Genomic DNA, 15,744 nt, shown 5'->3' with positions numbered 1-15,744 from the left:
CGAACAGGTGGCTGAGCAGCAGGATGTGATCGCGGCCCTGGCGGCCGACGGCGACGAGATCGACCAACTGGTGGCGGACCTCTCCGAGGAGCAGTGGCAGTTGCCCACGCCGGCGCCCGGGTGGACGATCACGCACCAGATGGCGCACCTGACCGCCACCTTCCACCTGGCCGGGTTCGCCGCGGCCGACCCCGACGGGTTCACCAAGATGGCCGGCGGCCTGGGCCCGGACTTCAACGCCAACGTCGTCGCCGCGATGAAGCCGCACCTGCACGACACCCCGGCCGAGCTGCTGGTGAAATGGCGCCGCCAGCGGGCCCAGACCGAGCGTGCGCTCGCGGCGGTGCCCGCCGGGCAGGTGGTGCCGTGGCTGGTCCGTCCGCTGCCGGCGCCGGTGCTGGCCGCCGCCGGCATGATGGAGCTGTTCGGCCACGGCCAGGACATCGCGGACACCCTCGGGGTGCGGCGCACCCGCACCGACCGGCTGCGCTTCCTGGTGGAGTTCGCCGTGCGGACCTGGGACTTCGGGTACCACGCGCGGAAGCTGACCCCGCCGGACACGACCTTCCACTTCGACATCGTGGCGCCGTCGGGCGCCCGCTGGCAGTTCGGGCCGCCGGACGCTCCGAACTCCGTCTGGGGTCCGGCCGAGGACCTGTGCCTGCTGGTCACCCGCCGTCGTCACCGCGACGACCTCGGGCTGCGGGCGACCGGGCCGGAGGCCGACCGCTGGCTCGACCTCGCCCAGGCCTACCGAGGGCCGGCGGGCACCGGTCGCACCCCGGGGCAGTTCGCCGTCCCGGCCGCATGAGCCGGCCGGGACGACCCGGCCGGCCCGACCCTGTCACAGCTATCGAGCACATCGAGGAGGCAATGGTGTTGGCGACCGGTGTCCCCACCAGGGAGGAACTCGTCCGGCGGGCCGCCGCCGCGGCGCCGGCGCTCCGTGAACGGGCGGAGTGGACCGAGCAGAACCGGCGGCTGCCGGAGGAGACGATCGAGGCGCTGGCCGAGGCCGGTGTCTTCAAACTGCGGGTCCCGGTCCGCTACGGCGGCTACGAGGCGGACACCCGTACGCTGGTCGACGTCGCCGCCGAACTGGCGCGCGGCGACGGCGCGACGGCCTGGGTGGCGTCGGTGTACTGGATCCCCACCTGGATGACCTGCCTGTTCCCGGACGAGGTGCAGGACGAGGTCTTCGCCACGCCCGACGTGCGCATCTGCGGCACGCTCAGTCCCTCCGCCACGGCGACCCGGGCGGACGGCGGCATCGTGGTCAACGGCCGGTGGGGCTTCGTCAGCGGCGCCCTGCACAGCCAGTGGCAGGAGATCATCGCCGTCCAGGTGGACGCCGAGGGCGGCCCGATGCCGGTGATGGCCCTCGTGCCCATGTCGGACCTGACGATCGTCGACGACTGGCACACCGCGGGCCTGCGGGGCACCGGGAGCGTGAGCACGGTCGCCGACAACCTGTTCGTGCCGGCCGCCCGGGTCCTGCCGCTGGGCGCGGTGCTCCAGCAGCAGTCCGCGAGCCTCCGCAACGCCGACGCGGCCATCTACCGCCCGCCGCTGCTGCCGGTGGCGTCCGCGTCGTCGGTCGGTTCCGTGGTCGGCCTGGCCCAGGCCGCCTGGGACATCTTCACCGAGCGGCTGCCCGGCCGGAAGATCACCTACACCGGGTACGAGGCGCAGGCGGAGGCGCCGGTCACGCACCTGCAGGTCGCCGACGCGGTGCAGCGCATCGAGGAGGCCCGGCACCACGCCCACCGGCTCACGGACCTCGTGGACGGCAAGGCGAACGACGCCGGCGAGTGGAGCCTGGAGGAGCGGGCCCGCGCCCGCGCCGCGCTCGGCGCGGCCTGCCGGCGGGCGCGGGAGGCGGTCCGCATCCTGGCCGACGCCAGCGGCGGCTCCTCCGTCTACGACTCGGTGCCGATGCAGCGGGTCCTGCGCGACGTGCAGTCGGTCAACCTGCACGCCCTGATGAACCCGGACACCAACGCCGAGCTGTACGGCCGGGTGCTGTGCGGCCTCGAACCGAACACGCTCTACCTGTGACGGCGACGCACGCGCCCGCCACCACCGACCGTGAGGAAGGAAACAACCAGATGACCTCCACCGAATCCGTGACGGCCGCGCCGTCGGACGCCGAGCAGGCCGCCGTCGCCGCCGTGCCCCAGCGCATCGTCGAGGCCTGGGCGAAGCACGACGCCGACGCCTTCGCCGCGCAGTTCGCCGAGGACGGCACGATGATCCTCCCGGGCCTCTACCGCAAGGGGCGGACCGAGATCCGGGACTTCATGGCCACCGCCTTCGCCGGGCCCTACCGCGGCACCCGGGTGACCGGACAGCCCTTCGAGGTTCGCTTCCTCTCCCCCGACACGGCGCTGCTGCTCACCGAGGGCGGCGTCCTGGCCGAGGGTGAGTCCGCCGTCGCGCCGGAGCGGGCCATCCGGGCCTCCTGGCTGCTCAACCGCCAGGACGGGCGCTGGCTGCTGGCCGCCTACCAGAACAGCCCGGCCCAGCCGGGCTGACCGGCACCGACCACCATCGGCCGGGGGCGTCGCGATCGCGACGCCCCCGGTTCGCGTCCCGTCCCCACCGCCACCCCCGGCACCCCACCGTCACGACGCCGCACCACACCGCCCGGCGCCCCACCCGCGACGGCGCCGCGCCACCCTGCCCGGTTCGGGCGGGGTGGCGCGGCGTCGGACGGATCGTCAGGACAGCGACGGCACCGGCGCGGTCAGCCGCACCGGCAGGCTGCGGTGCCCGTTCATGATGAACGTGGGCAGCGGGGTCAGCTCGCCGGGATCGACCGCCAGGGCCATCTCCGGGAACCGGTCGAAGAGGCTGGACAGGCCCACGGTGGCCACCAGCCGCGCCACGCCGGCGCCCAGGCAGTAGTGCGGCCCGTGCCCGAAGGACAGGTGCTCCTTGTCGGCGCGGGTCACGTCGAACTCGCCCGGGGCACCGGCGTGCAGGGCCGGGTCCCGGCCGACCGCCGCGTAGTTGACCAGGATCGGGTCGCCCGCGGGGATGGTCACGCCGTCCAGGTCGATGTCCTCCACGGCGTACCGCAGCGGCAGGTGCGCCAGCGGCGACTCCACCCGCAGCGTCTCGTCGATGACGTCGTCCCAGCTCACCGCGCCGGTACGGACCAGGTGCAGCTGGTCCGGGTGGGTCAGCAGGGCGGTGATGGCGTTGTCGAAGAAGTTGATGGTGGTCTCCGAGCCGGCGCCCAGGATGGCGAAGATGGTGTCGGTCAGCTCCGCCTCGGTGAGCCGGGTGCCGTCGACGTCCCGGGCCGCGATCAGGTCGCTGGTGATGTCCTCGCCGGGGTTGCGGCGCTTCTCGGCGATCAGCTCCGCCATGGCGGCGCGCCAGTCCTGCAGGATCTGCTGGGCCTGCTGCGGCGACACGGTGGTGTCCACCATCATGTCGATCGCCTTGGCCGTCTCCACCCGGGCCTCCTCGGACATGCCGATGAGGTCGGCGACCAGCCGGGCCGGCAGCGGGTACGCGAACTCGGCCCGCAGGTCGACCACCTCACCCGGTGCGCGGGCTGCCATCCGGTCGATCAGCTCACCGGTCAGCTCGACCACCCGCGGGCGGATCAGCTCGGTGCGCCGCGGGGTGAAGGCCTTGCCGACCAGCCGGCGCAGCCGGACGTGGTCCCGCCCGTACGCGGTGACCATGTTGTCCATGGCGATCCAGCTGATCATCTCCCAGTCCGGCGGGATCTCACCGTTGATGAACGCCGGCCAGTGGTTGCGGGCGCTCTTGGTGACCCGCGGATCGGTCAGCACCTTCTTGATCGTCGCGTAGCTGTTCAGCGACCAGGCCGGCACCCCGCCCGGCAGCTCCACGCGGGTCGCCGGCCCCTGCGCCCGCAGGGTGTCCGCCTCCGCGTGGATCCGGCTGCCGGTGGTGTCCAGCCTGAACGGGCAGCGCTCTTCCATCCGTTCCTCCATGGTGTCCTCTATGGACCTCGGTCGACGGGCCGGAGCGGCGGAGGCCCACGCCGCTCCGGCATGGTCACGGCCCGGACGGCCGGTGCTGCCGGCGCCCGGTTCAGCGCAGCGGCCGGAAGAAGGCCCGGATGTCGCCGACCAGCAGGTCGGGCTGTTCCATGGCGGCGAAGTGGCCGCCCCGGTCGAACTCGGTCCAGTGCGTGATCGTCGGGTAGTCCCGCTCGGCGAACCGGCGCACCGGCTGGAAGATGTCGTGCGGGAAGACCGCCACCCCGACCGGCGCCCGCACGGGCGGCGGGGGCGCGCCTGCGGCCGCCGCGCGCACCGCCGCGGCGCCCTCGTAGTAGAACTGGGCCGACGAGCCGGCCGTGGCCGTCAGCCAGTAGATCGAGGCCACGGTCAGCATGTGGTCCCGGTCCACGGCGTCCTCGGGCGCCTTCCCCGAGTCCGTCCACTCGCGGAACTTCTCCACGATCCACGCCAGCTGCCCGACGGGCGAGTCGGTGAGCCCGTACGCCAGGGTCTGCGGCCGGGTCTGCTGGATACGCATGTAGCCGGAGAGCTCGGCGTCGAAGCGGCTCAGCAGCTCCAGCCGGCGCCGGTCGGCCTCGTCCAGGTCGCCCAGCTCGGCCGGGTCGCCGGGGAACGTCATCAGCATGTTCACGTGCGCCCCGATGAGGCGCTCCGGGTAGAGGGCGCCGAGCGCCAGGGAGATCACCGAGCCGGCGTCGCCGCCCTGGGCGGCGAACCGCTCGTAGCCGAGCCGGGACATCAGTTCGCCCCAGGCGCGCGCGATGCGTGGCACGTCCCAGCCCGGTCCGGGCAGCGGCCGCGAGAAGCCGTAGCCGGGCAGGGCGGGGATCACCAGGTGGAACGCGTCGCGCCGGTCGCCGCCGTGCGCCGCCGGGTCGGACAGCGGCCCGATCACGTCCAGGAACTCCGCCACCGACCCCGGCCACCCGTGCGTGATCAGCAGCGGCATCGCGTCGGGCTCCGGCGACCGTACGTGCAGGAAGTGCACGGGCGCGCCGTCGAGGTCGGTGCGGAACTGCGGGTAGTGGTTGAGCCGGGCCTCCGCGGCCCGCCAGTCGTACTCGGTGCGCCAGTACTCGGCCAGCTCCTGCAGGTAGCCGAGCGGGACGCCCCGCTCCCAGCCCACGTCGGGCAGCTCGTCGGGCCAGCGGGTGGCGGCGAGGCGACGGCGCAGGTCGTCGAGGTCCGCCTCGGGAACGGCTACGCGGAACGGCTGCATGGCTCCCCCATCTCCTGGGTCGCGGTCGAAGGGTGCCCCCGGCGCTCGCCGACGGCGCGATCAGGTTCCCGGGCCACCAGGTAGCGGGCGATGGTGGCCAACTTCTCCCGCGTCTCGGTCAGCTCCCGCTCGGGCAGCGACGTGCCGACGATGCCGGCGCCCGCTTGCAACCAGCTCCGGCCGTCGCGCTGGTAGACGGTCCGCAACGCCACCGCCGCGTCCATCGCGCCGTCCGCGTCGTAGGTGAGCACCGCGCCCCCGTACAGGCCGCGGGCCGACGGCTCCAGCTCGTGGATGACCTCGTACGCGGCCCGCTTCGGCACGCCGGAGGTGGTCACCGCGGGGAACAGCGCGCTGAACGCGTCCCAGGCGTGGCCGGCCGCCGCCAGCGGGCTGCGGACCGTCGAGGCGAGGTGCTGCACCGACCCGCGTTCGCGGACGGACATGAACTCGGGGACCTCCACCGGCGCGCCGGGACACAGCTCGGCCAGCTCGTCGACCGCCACCTTCACCGAGATCGCGTGCTCGTAGACCTCCTTCGGGTCGGTGAGCAGCTCCCGGCGCAGCGACTCGTCCAGCTCCCCGCGCCCGGTGCGCGCACGGGTGCCGGCGACCGGCTGCGTGGTCACCCAGCCCTTGGCCACCTCGACCACCGTCTCGGGGCTGAAGCCGGTGGCCGCCAGGCCGCCGAGGCGCAGCAGGTACGAGCGGGCCGGGGTGTTCGCCCGGCGGCCCAGCTGGTACGTCGCCGCCAGATCGACCGGGAAGGCGACCGGCACGGTGCGGGACAGGATGACCTTCTGCAACCGGCCGGAGCGGATCGTGCCGATCGCCCGGTCCACCGCGTGCAGGTACGCCTCGGCGTCCCAGTCGTCCACCGGGGTCGGCCCGGCGGGCAGGCGGACCGGCGGCGCGCTCTCCAGTTCGGCCTGGAGCACGTCCAGGTCGGCCACGTCGAGCGCCCGCAGCAGCGTGCCGGTGGCGTGGAAGCGCACCTCGACGCGGGGAATCATCAGGTGCAGCAACGGCTCGTCGTCGAGCAGCTCCGCCAGCCCGTCGCGGGCCGCGGCGAGCTCGAACCCGGCCCAGCCGTAGCAGCGCCAGGCCTCCACCGGCACCTCGTCGAGCAGGGCGGGCAGCCCGCGCAGCGCGGCGGCGGAGAAGGGCAGGGTCCGCCGGCCCTCGTCGGTGCGCACGACCAGCCGGCGCCGGTCGGCGATCACCTCGGCGACCGGGTCCACGGCGACCGCGTACCCTTCGGGCCCCTCGTAGCACACGTGGTCGTGGCCCTGCCGGGCCGCGACGAGCTGCCCCGCCGCGGCCAGCGGATCGCCGACCGGCGCGATCGTCCGTTCGTGGTACTTGCGAGAACCAGCCATCTACTCCTCCAGGAAGGTCCGGCCTGGCGGCGCGGGCGACGCGGCACCGATGCGACGGGCGCAGTGCCGGTGTGAGTCGGGGATCGGCCCGGGGTGACGGGACCGGGCACCAACGCCGGTGCGCACGGCGGCGCGGCGGCCCGATCCGTCCGCCGGCCGCGCGGGAATCCGTTGACTGGCAAGGGAATCGCGGCAGCCAGCAGGCGATCCGACCATATCGGCGTCGCACCGGCGGGGGCTTCTCCGAAGGTGCGCAACGACGGGACGCTCGGGGCAATTCAGGAGGTGAAGCGCCCGGACGGGCGGTGCCACGATCGGGCTGTGGACCTGCCGGCGGGCGGGTCCGGCGCCGTGGCGGCGCGGACGCCCGCTCCAGCAGAAAGGTGAGCCCATGGGCACGCACCCCGCGCCGGACGGCGCTTCCGCGTCCGGCACCGACATTCCCTCGGTGGAAGAACAGATCACCGCCATCTGGCGGGAGGCGCTCGACGTGCCCCCGGGCGCGGAGCACGCCACCTTCTTCGAGCTGGGCGGGCAGTCGATCACCGCACTGCTGATCATCGCCTGGCTCGAGGACGAGCTCGGCATCACCTCCGTCGGGGTCGACCAGCTCTTCGACGACCCGGACCTCGACACGTTCATCCGTCAGGTCGTCGTGACCCTCGAACCCGCCGCCTGAGCACAGGGTGTGCCGCACCCGGAGAGGAAGACACCGATGATGCCCGACACCCCGTTCCCGCTCTCGCTGGAGCAGGAGTTCCTGCGCCTGCAACACCTGAACGACGGCTCCTCCGGCGCCTTCGGCCCGCGTCCCATCTCCAGCGGCGGCTGGCGGCTGACCGGGGACCTCGACCTGGCCGCGTTCACCGCCGCCCTCGACGACGTGGTCGTCCGGCACGAGGCGCTGCGCACGGTGCTGCTGCACGACGAGGACGGCTGGCGGCAGCAGGTCCAGCCCCCCGGCTCGCCGACGCTGGTGGTCCGCGACCTGCCCGACAACGGGCGGCCGCGGCAGGACCGGGCCGAGGACTTCCTCAACGAGATCGAGGGGCAGACCTTCGACATGAACCAGGTCCCGGCCTTCTGGGTCCACGTGGGCCGGCTGGCCGAGGACGACTGGATCGTCGTGCTGGTGGCCCACCTGCCGGTGGTGGACGTGTGGTCGCTCGGCCTGGTGATGCGCGACATCGTGGAGCTCTACGCGGCGCGGCGCGAGGGCCGGCAGCCCGACCTGCGCGAGGCGCACCAGTTCCGGGAGTACGTCTCCCGGCAGCAGGCCGGCTCCGACGAGGTGTCCGCCGCCGCCTCCTTCCGCTACTGGCGAGAGCGCCTGCGCGACGCCCGGCCGGTGACCCTGCCGACCGACCGGCCGCCGGCCACGGGCGCCCCGGCGGGCACCCGCTGCGACCGGTTCGCCCTCGGCCCCGACCTGGGCACCGCGACGCTCGAATTCGCCCGGTCCCTGCGGTGCTCGCCGTTCATGGTGCTGTTCGCCGCCTACCGGGTGCACCTGCTGGCCCGCACCGGGATCACCGACGGCGTGATCTGGACGCTCACCTCCGGGCCGGGACGGCGGCGCCGGTGGATGGCCGACACCGTCGGCTACTTCGTGAACCTGTTCCCGCTGCGCACCGACCTGACCGGCTGCCGCACCTTCCGCGAGGTGGTCGAGCGGGTCCGGGAGAGCTGCATGTCGGCGTTCGCGCACGAGGTGCCCTTCGTCCGGCTGGCCACCGAGGTCGCCGACGAGGTCGCCGCGCTGGAGGAGGGCGACCGGATCGCCGAGCGGGCCCGCCCCGGCTTCCAGATGTCACCGAACCCGTTCGTGCTGCGGGAGCAGGGCACCGGCGGGGTCGGCTGCACGGCCGCCCAGCGGCGCGTCTCCCAGCCGGTCGGGCCGGACATCCCGGACGACGCCATCCTGTGGACCGCCGAGCTGAGCCCGACCAACGAGCTGATCTTCGCCGTGAACAGCAGCGTCGACCGGTTCACGCAGTCCTCGATGGACGCCATGCTGGCCGACTTCACCCACGTGCTGCGCGCCGGGATCGCCGACCCCGAGCTGCCGCTGGCGGACCTGGCCGCTCCGGCCGTGCCCGCCGCCTCCGGCAACTGACCGACCCGACCGAAGGGACCCCTCTGATGACCGCTGACCTTCCCGCCGGCATGCGCCTGGTCGAGGTGACCGAGGAACGGTACGGCGAATGGCTCGACAACTGGCTCGGCGCGTTCGCCTCGCCGCCCGGTGACGACCCGGAGGTGGTGGAGTTCTACCGGCGTACGCACCCGCCGCACCGGGCCATCGCCATCACCGACGACGCCGGCTACGTGGCGACGAACGCCTCGCTGCACCGGGACCTGGTCCTGCCGGGCGGCCGGACGGTGCCGCTCGCCGCCTGCACCGGCGGCTCCTGCCACCCCACCCTGCGGCGCAAGGGGCTCATGAAGGCCACCCTGCACCGGCTGCACGAGCGGGCCGTCGAGGAGGGCAAGCCCATCGCCGCCGGCGGCGTGTCCGAGTGGCCCATCTACTGGCGCTTCGGCTACGGCCCGGCCACCTGGTACAACAGCCTCAACATCGACGTGCAGGGGGTGGGCTGGCGCGCCGACGCGCCCGACGGCGACCTGCCCGTGCGGCGGGTCTCCGGCAAGGAGGCCCGGGACCTGGCCCAGTCGGTCTACGAGCGGCAGGCGGCCCGCACCCCGGGCGAGGTGATCCCCCCGTCCTGCTACTGGGACCGGCTGGCCATGGACCCGACGAACCCCCGCCTGGAGCAGATGCTCGCCATCGGCGCCGGCGGGGCGCCCCGGGCCTGCGTGGCCGTGGCCGACCGGGGCTTCGTGTCGTACCGCATCACCTCGGACTGGGCGCCGGAGACCACGCCCCGCAACATGCTCCAGGTCATCGACTTCCTCGCCGTCGACGCCGAGGCCGCCGCCACGCTCTGGCGCTACCTGCTCTCCGTCGACATGGTGGCCACCATCCAGATGTGGTACGCGCCGGTGGACAACCCGCTGGCGTGGTGGGTGACCGACGCGCGCAAGCTGCGGGCGCAGCGCCACGACGGCGTGTGGCTGCGCCCGCTGGACGTGCCGACGCTGCTGGAGGCGCGCGGCTGGGCCGGCGACGGGGCGCTGACGCTGCGCGTGCACGACCCGGAGGGCCACACCGACGGCACGTTCCGCCTCGAGGTCGACGCCGGGCAGGCCACCTGCCGGCGCAGCACCGCCGAACCGGACCTGGAGATGCAGGTAGCGGCCGTCGGCGCGATCCTGCTCGGCGGCACCGCCGCCACCGACCTGGCCCGGGGTGGCCGCATCGTCGCGCGAGACCCGCGCTGCGCCCAGCTCTGGGACACCATGGCCACGCCCGAACGGGCCCCCTACATCAGCTACTTCTACTGATCCCCCCGGCCGCGCCCCGGCGCCCGGCACCCGCCGGCGCGCCGGGACGTGGCGCCGGCGAGCCGTCGACAGCACGAGGAGCGGGTAGCGATGAACGACAGACGGGGCAGCGGCATCCGGGCGGTCACCTCTCCGGCCCAGCAGGGCCTGTGGTTCCTGGAGAGGTTGGCGGCGCAGACGCCGGCGCACACGGTGTGCCGCGCCTACCAGGTGCACGGCCCGCTCGACGAGGACGCCCTGTGCGCCGCGTGGCGGACGCTGGTCGACCGGCACGAGGCGCTGCGGACGCGCATCGTCGAGCGCGACGGCGTCCCGTGGCAGGCGATCGACGCCGGCTCCGACGCGCCGGCGCTGGTCGACCTCACCACCGTCGCCGAGCCGGAGCGGACAGCGGCCGCGCAGCGGCTGCGCACCGGCCTGGCCGGTGCCGTGGTCGACCACGCCGACGGCCCGCTCTGCCGGCTCGCCCTGGTCCGGCTCGGCCCCGAGGAGCACGAGGTGCTGCTGGTGCTGCACCGGCTGGTCGCCGACGACAGCTCGGCCCGCATCCTGGTGACCGAGCTGGGCGAGTGCTACTCGGCGGCGGTGCAGGGCCGCGAGCCCGCCCTGCCGTTCCTGCCGTTGCAGTACCGCGACTTCGCCCGCTGGCAGCGGGAGCAGGCGACCGGCCCGACGTACCGGCGGCTGGCGCAGTGGTGGCGGGCCGCGCTGACCCCGCCGCCGCCGGCGCTGTCGCTGCCCGCGGACCGGCCGCCCGCGCCCGACTCGGGGTACGCGGGCGGGGCGGTGGACTTCGACTGGGGTGAGGACACCGCCGGCCGGCTGCGCGAGGTGTGCGCGGCCGAGGGCACCGTCCCGGCCGTGGTGCTGTCCGCGGCGTTCCACGCGCTGCTGTTCCGGCACACCGGCGAGCAGCGGGTCGCGGTGGGGCACCCGGTGGTGGTGCGGCCCCGCCCGGAGTTCGCCGGCACCGTGGGGCCGTTCCAGAACCCGCTGGTGGTGTGCGCCGACTTCGCCGACTCCCCCACCTTCCGGCACCTGCTGGCCCGGGTCGCCCAGGCCCGCCGGGCCGCGCTCGACCACGGGGAGCTGCCCTTCGCCGACGTGGTCGCCGAGGTGGAGGTGGACCGGGACCCGCAGCGGCTGCCGCTGCTCGACGCGGCGTTCAGCTGCCCGGAGTCGCCCGAGCCGGACCCCGTGCTCGCCGGCGCGACCGTGCGCCGGCTCCCGGTGCGCGCCGGGGCGGTCCCGGTGGGCCTGTCGCTGGAGGTCGACACCGTGGAGCCGGCGGTGACGGGCACGCTGGCGTACCGGACGGAGCTGTTCGAGGCGGACTCGGCGCGGGCGCTGCTCGGCCAGCTCCGCACCCTGCTCGACGCCGCGCTGAAGGACCCGGGCCAGCCGGTGGCCGCGCTGCCCCTGGAGACGCCGGAGCAGCTGCGCGCGGCGGCCCGGGCCGCCGACCGGGTCGAGCCGGTCGACGCCGGCTGGCCCACCGTCGCCGCGGCCGTACACGGCCGGGCCGAGCTGCACCCCGGCGACACCGCCGTGGCCTGGCAGTCCGAAGGCGTCTCCTACGGCGAACTCGCCACCCTGGCCAGCTCCACCGCCCGGGGGCTGCAACGCCTCGGCCTGGCGGCGGGCGCGCCGGTGGCGGTGCGGATGCCGGCCGGGCCGCGCCAGGTGGCCGTGCTGCTGGGCGTCCTCGACGCCGGCGCGCACCTGGTGAGCATCGGGGCCGGGGAGGCGGGCGAACGGGGCCGGCTGATCCTGAGCGACCTCCGCCCGGCCTACCTCCTCGTGGAGGGCGACCCGGACGACGACGAGCTGGCCCGCTGGTACCGCACCGAACTCGACGGGCGGGCCGTCGCGGTGGGCGCGCTGCACCGCGCCGCCGCGGAGGACGGCACGCCGGTCCCGGCCGGCCCGGACGGGTCCGGCCTGGCGTACGTCGCGTACACCTCGGGGTCGACCGGCCGGCCGAAGGGGATCCCGCACACCCACGCCGGTTTCGCGCAGTTCTGCGAGTGGATGGCCACGCACTTCGAGATGGGCCCGGGCAGCCGGGTGGCCCAGTGGGCGGCGCCCGGCTACGACGCCGCGCTGTGCGAGATCTTCGCGGCGCTCGGTGCCGGCGCGACCCTGCACCCGGTGCCCGACCGGGTGCGGGTGGACCCGCGCCGGCTGGTGCGCTGGCTGGCCGACGAGCGGATCACCCACTTCCAGACCGTGCCGAGCTTCGCCCGGGAGGTCCTGCGGGCCCTGGTGTCCCGGGGCCGCGGCGACGCGCTGCCCGCGCTGCGGCACCTGCTGCTCGCCGGCGAGCCGCTTCCCGGCGAGCTGGCCGGGGAACTGCGCCGGGCGCTGCCCGCGGCCCGGCTGACCAACCTGTACGGCCCCACCGAGATCGTGCTGGCGACCTGGCACGAGGTGAGCGGGCCGGTGCGCGGGACGGTGCCCGTCGGTGAGCCGATCCCCGGACGGCAGGTGCTCGTGGTCGACGACCAGGACCGGCCCTGCCCCGCGGGGGTGACCGGTGAGCTGGTCGTCCGCAGCCCCTACGTCACGCCCGGCTACGTGGGCACGGAGACGCCCGGCGACGCCTTCACGCCGCTGCGCGGGCACGAGGAGTTCGGGTTGCCGGACCGCGGCTGGTACCGCACCGGGGACCTCGGCCGCCGGCGGCTCGACGGGCTGCTGGAGTTCCGCGGCCGGCAGGACTTCCAGATCAAGTTCTTCGGCACCCGGCTGGAACTGACCGACGTCGAGACGGCACTGGCCACCGCGGACTCGGTCGCCGAGTGCGCCGTGGTGCCGGTCCGCGACCACAGCGGCCTGGTCGTGCGGCTGATGGCGTACGTGGTGGCCCGGGAACCGGCCGACGGCGCGGGAGGCACCGACCTGACCGCCGCGTGGCGGGCCCGGCTGCGCCAGCGCTTCGGCAGCCTGATGCCGCCGGTGAGCTTCCGCACCCTGCCGACGCTGCCACGCAACGTGGGCGGGAAGGTCGATCGGCGGCGGCTTCCGGCGCCGACGTCGCTGCGCGCGCCCGGCGACCGGCAGCCCGCCACCCCGACCGAGCGGATCCTGGCCGGCGTCTGGGCGGAGGTGCTCGGCACCGACGAGGTCGCGCCGGAGGACTCCCTGTTCGCCCTCGGCGGGCATTCGCTGCTGATCCCGCCGCTGCTGCACCACGTCCGGGAGCGGACCGGCGTCACCGTGCCGGCCCGCCGCTTCCTCGCCGACCCGACGCTGGCCGGGCTCGCCGCCCTGGTGGACGCGGCGACGCGGGCCGACGGCGGCGCCCGGACGCCGGAGGAGGTGAGCGGCACCGCCTGACCGCCCCGCGCGGGGCCGACCGCTGCGAATCCCGAATTGCCCAGCCCGACGACATGTGAGGTGGACAGACGTGACCCTGGTGGAGACAACGCCCGTCGAACTCGACGGCCAGAACGTGGACATCGCCGGCATCCGGCGGATCGCCGAGGAGCAGGCGCCGTGCGTCATCGCCCCGACGGCACTGGAGAAGGCCGCGGCGAGCAGGGCGATGTTCCAGGACATCGTCGAGCAGGGCATCCCGGTGTACGGCATCACCACCGGGTACGGCGACCTGGCGTACATGATGGTGGACAACGCCGTGGAGATCGAGCTCCAGCTCAACCTGGTGCGCAGCCACTGCGCCGGGGTCGGGCCGATCTTCGCCGAGGACGAGGCGCGGGCCATGGTCGCGGCCCGGCTCAACGCCCTCGCCCGCGGCTACTCGGCGGTCCGGCCGGAGCTGCTGGAGCGGCTGGCCCTGCTGCTCAACCAGGGCGTCATCCCGGCCATCCCGGAGATCGGCTCACTGGGCGCCAGCGGCGACCTCGCCCCGCTGTCGCACATCGCCGCCGTGATCATCGGCGAGGGGTACGTACTGCGCGACGGCCGGCCCACCCCCACCGGCCCGGTCCTGCGCCAGCTCGGTGTGGAGCCGCTGCAGCTGCGGTTCAAGGAGGGGCTGTCGCTGATCAACGGCACCTCCGCGATGACCGGCCTCGGCGCCCTGCTGACCGGCCGGGCGCTCACCCAGGTCCGCCAGGCCGAGATCGTGACGGCCCTGGCCCTGGAGGCGCTGCAGGGCTCGACCGGCGCCTTCATGGCCGAGGGGCACGAGCTGGCCCGGCCGCACCGCGGCCAGGTCGACAACGCCGCCAACATGCGCGCCCTGCTGGCCGGCAGCGGCCTGGCGCTGGAGCACCGGGAGATCCGCCGCCAGGTCGAGGAGCAGAAGCAGGAGGGGGTCACCGTCCAGCGCGGCGAGATCTACCTGCAGAAGCCGTACACGCTGCGGGCCATCCCGCAGGTCGTCGGCGCGGTGCGGGACACCGTCTACCACGCCACCGGCATCGTCACGACCGAGCTGAACTCCTCCAACGACAACCCCCTCTTCTTCGAGGGACGGGAGGTCTTCCACGGCGCCAACTTCCACGGCCAGCCGGTGGCCTTCGCCATGGACTTCCTCACCATCGCCCTGACCCAGCTCGGCGTGACCTCCGAGCGGCGCACCAACCGGTTGCTCAACCGGCACCTCAACGGCGGCCTGCCGGAATACCTGGTGGCCGGCGAGCCGGGCCTGAACAGCGGCTTCACCGGCGCCCAGTACCCGGCGACGGCGCTGGTCGCGGAGAACCGGACCATCGGCCCGGCGAGCACCCAGAGCATCCCGTCCAACAGCGACAACCAGGACGTGGTGAGCATGGGCCTGATCGCCGCCCGCAACGCCCGCCGGGTGCTGCGCAACAACGACCTCATCCTGGCCGTGGAGTACCTGTCCGCCGCCCAGGCGGTGGACCTGCGGGGCGTGGTGGACCGGCTCGGGCCGGCCGGGCGGGCCACCTACGACCGGATCCGGTCCCTGGTGCCCACCCTGGACCGGGACCGCTACATGAGCGACGACATCGAGACGATCGCGGCCGCACTGGCCCGGGGCGAGTTCGTCGACGCCCTGCCCGACCGCGGCGAGGGCCTGCGGTGACCGGCCGGGGCCGCGACGGGAGGAGGAAGTGATGACGGACGCCAAGATCGTCGACCGGGCGGACTGGTACGCGGCGCGGCGGGCCTTCCTGGAGCGGGAGAAGGAGGTGACCCGGGCCCGGGACGCGCTCAACGCGGAGCGGCGCGAGCTGCCGATGATGGTGGTGGACAAGGAGTACGTCTTCGAGGGCCCGGACGGCGAGCGGACACTGCCGGAGCTGTTCGAGGGCCGGCGGCAACTGCTCACCTACCACTTCATGTGGCCGCTGGAGGGGCACGACTGGTGCCCGGTCTGCTCACTGTTCATCGACAACATCGGTCACCTGGCGCACCTGCACGCCCGGGACACCTCGCTGGCCATCGTCTGCGCCGCGCCGCAGTCGGACATCGTCCCGTTCAAGCGCCGGATGGGCTGGGACATCCCCTGGTACACCACCCGGGGCGACGACTTCTACCAGGACTTCATGCTGGACGTCGGCACGGACGAACCCGAGCTGCCCGGAGTCAGCGCGTTCCTGCGCGACGACGACGGCCGGGTGCTCTACGCGTACTCCACGCACGGGCGCGGCAGCGACATCCTGAACAACACCTACAACTACCTCGACCTGACCCCGCTGGGCCGGCAGGAGGAGGGCATGGCGGACACCATGGGGTGGATCCGCCATCACGACCGCTACGGCGACGCCACGGCGGGCTCCTGCCACGGCTGACCGCCGCACCC

Annotated in this window: 12 protein-coding genes; 9 read left to right on the top strand and 3 right to left on the bottom strand. The window is 74.3% G+C overall.

Annotated features, from left to right (window positions below):
* Nucleotides 1–7 precede the first annotated feature (7 nt).
* The 3 genes from ABZW14_RS20190 (at nucleotide 8) to ABZW14_RS20180 (ending at nucleotide 2,534) form a co-directional block, all read left to right on the top strand.
* Entirely contained in the window at nucleotides 8–811 is an 804-nt protein-coding gene (locus ABZW14_RS20190; RefSeq protein WP_355348441.1) for a TIGR03084 family metal-binding protein, read from the top strand.
* A gap of 62 nt (nucleotides 812–873) precedes the next feature.
* Nucleotides 874–2,058, top strand: coding sequence for an acyl-CoA dehydrogenase family protein (locus ABZW14_RS20185; protein ID WP_355348438.1), 1,185 nt, complete (start codon nucleotides 874–876; stop codon nucleotides 2,056–2,058).
* 50 nt (nucleotides 2,059–2,108) lie between these two features.
* Nucleotides 2,109–2,534, top strand: a complete 426-nt coding sequence (locus ABZW14_RS20180) for an SgcJ/EcaC family oxidoreductase (protein WP_355348483.1) — start codon at nucleotides 2,109–2,111, stop codon at nucleotides 2,532–2,534.
* Between the two features lie 186 nt (nucleotides 2,535–2,720).
* On the opposite strand, the gene ABZW14_RS20175 is transcribed toward ABZW14_RS20180, so the two are convergent.
* From ABZW14_RS20175 to ABZW14_RS20165, 3 genes are all read right to left on the bottom strand, one after another.
* A complete protein-coding gene (locus tag ABZW14_RS20175) occupies nucleotides 2,721–3,962 on the bottom strand; it encodes a cytochrome P450 (protein WP_355348435.1) in 1,242 nt (413 codons plus the stop codon).
* Between the two features lie 112 nt (nucleotides 3,963–4,074).
* Nucleotides 4,075–5,226 carry an epoxide hydrolase family protein gene (locus tag ABZW14_RS20170; protein ID WP_355348432.1) on the bottom strand — a complete coding sequence of 384 codons (1,152 nt, stop codon included), beginning with the start codon at nucleotides 5,224–5,226 and terminating at the stop codon, nucleotides 4,075–4,077.
* Nucleotides 5,208–6,605: a salicylate synthase gene (locus ABZW14_RS20165; protein ID WP_355348429.1), complete on the bottom strand. Its 1,398-nt coding sequence runs from the start codon at nucleotides 6,603–6,605 to the stop codon at nucleotides 5,208–5,210. Before ABZW14_RS20165 ends, ABZW14_RS20170 begins: the two co-directional genes overlap by 19 nt.
* 391 nt (nucleotides 6,606–6,996) lie before the next feature.
* On the opposite strand from ABZW14_RS20165, the gene ABZW14_RS20160 reads away from it, so the two are divergent.
* The 6 genes from ABZW14_RS20160 to ABZW14_RS20135 all read left to right on the top strand — a co-directional run bounded on the left by ABZW14_RS20160 (nucleotide 6,997) and on the right by ABZW14_RS20135 (nucleotide 15,733).
* Nucleotides 6,997–7,284, top strand: a complete 288-nt coding sequence (locus tag ABZW14_RS20160; protein WP_355348426.1) for a phosphopantetheine-binding protein — start codon at nucleotides 6,997–6,999, stop codon at nucleotides 7,282–7,284.
* A 36-nt stretch (nucleotides 7,285–7,320) separates the two neighbouring features.
* On the top strand, nucleotides 7,321–8,721 hold the full coding sequence (locus ABZW14_RS20155; protein ID WP_355348423.1) for a condensation domain-containing protein: 1,401 nt from the start codon (nucleotides 7,321–7,323) through the stop codon (nucleotides 8,719–8,721).
* A gap of 26 nt (nucleotides 8,722–8,747) precedes the next feature.
* Nucleotides 8,748–10,010 carry a GNAT family N-acetyltransferase gene (locus tag ABZW14_RS20150; RefSeq protein WP_355348420.1) on the top strand — a complete coding sequence of 421 codons (1,263 nt, stop codon included), beginning with the start codon at nucleotides 8,748–8,750 and terminating at the stop codon, nucleotides 10,008–10,010.
* Between the two features lie 90 nt (nucleotides 10,011–10,100).
* On the top strand, nucleotides 10,101–13,349 hold the full coding sequence (locus tag ABZW14_RS20145; protein ID WP_355348417.1) for an AMP-binding protein: 3,249 nt from the start codon (nucleotides 10,101–10,103) through the stop codon (nucleotides 13,347–13,349).
* A 70-nt stretch (nucleotides 13,350–13,419) separates the two neighbouring features.
* A complete protein-coding gene (gene cmdF, locus ABZW14_RS20140) occupies nucleotides 13,420–15,024 on the top strand; it encodes a tyrosine 2,3-aminomutase (RefSeq protein WP_355348414.1) in 1,605 nt (534 codons plus the stop codon).
* 31 nt (nucleotides 15,025–15,055) lie between these two features.
* Nucleotides 15,056–15,733 carry a DUF899 domain-containing protein gene (locus tag ABZW14_RS20135; RefSeq protein ID WP_355348411.1) on the top strand — a complete coding sequence of 226 codons (678 nt, stop codon included), beginning with the start codon at nucleotides 15,056–15,058 and terminating at the stop codon, nucleotides 15,731–15,733.
* Nucleotides 15,734–15,744 lie beyond the last annotated feature (11 nt).

Source organism: Micromonospora sp. NPDC004551, assembly GCF_040609975.1.
GTDB lineage: Bacteria > Actinomycetota > Actinomycetes > Mycobacteriales > Micromonosporaceae > Micromonospora.
The sequence above is the reverse complement of the archived record's forward strand: the minus strand, read 5'-3'. Positions and strand labels throughout refer to the sequence as shown.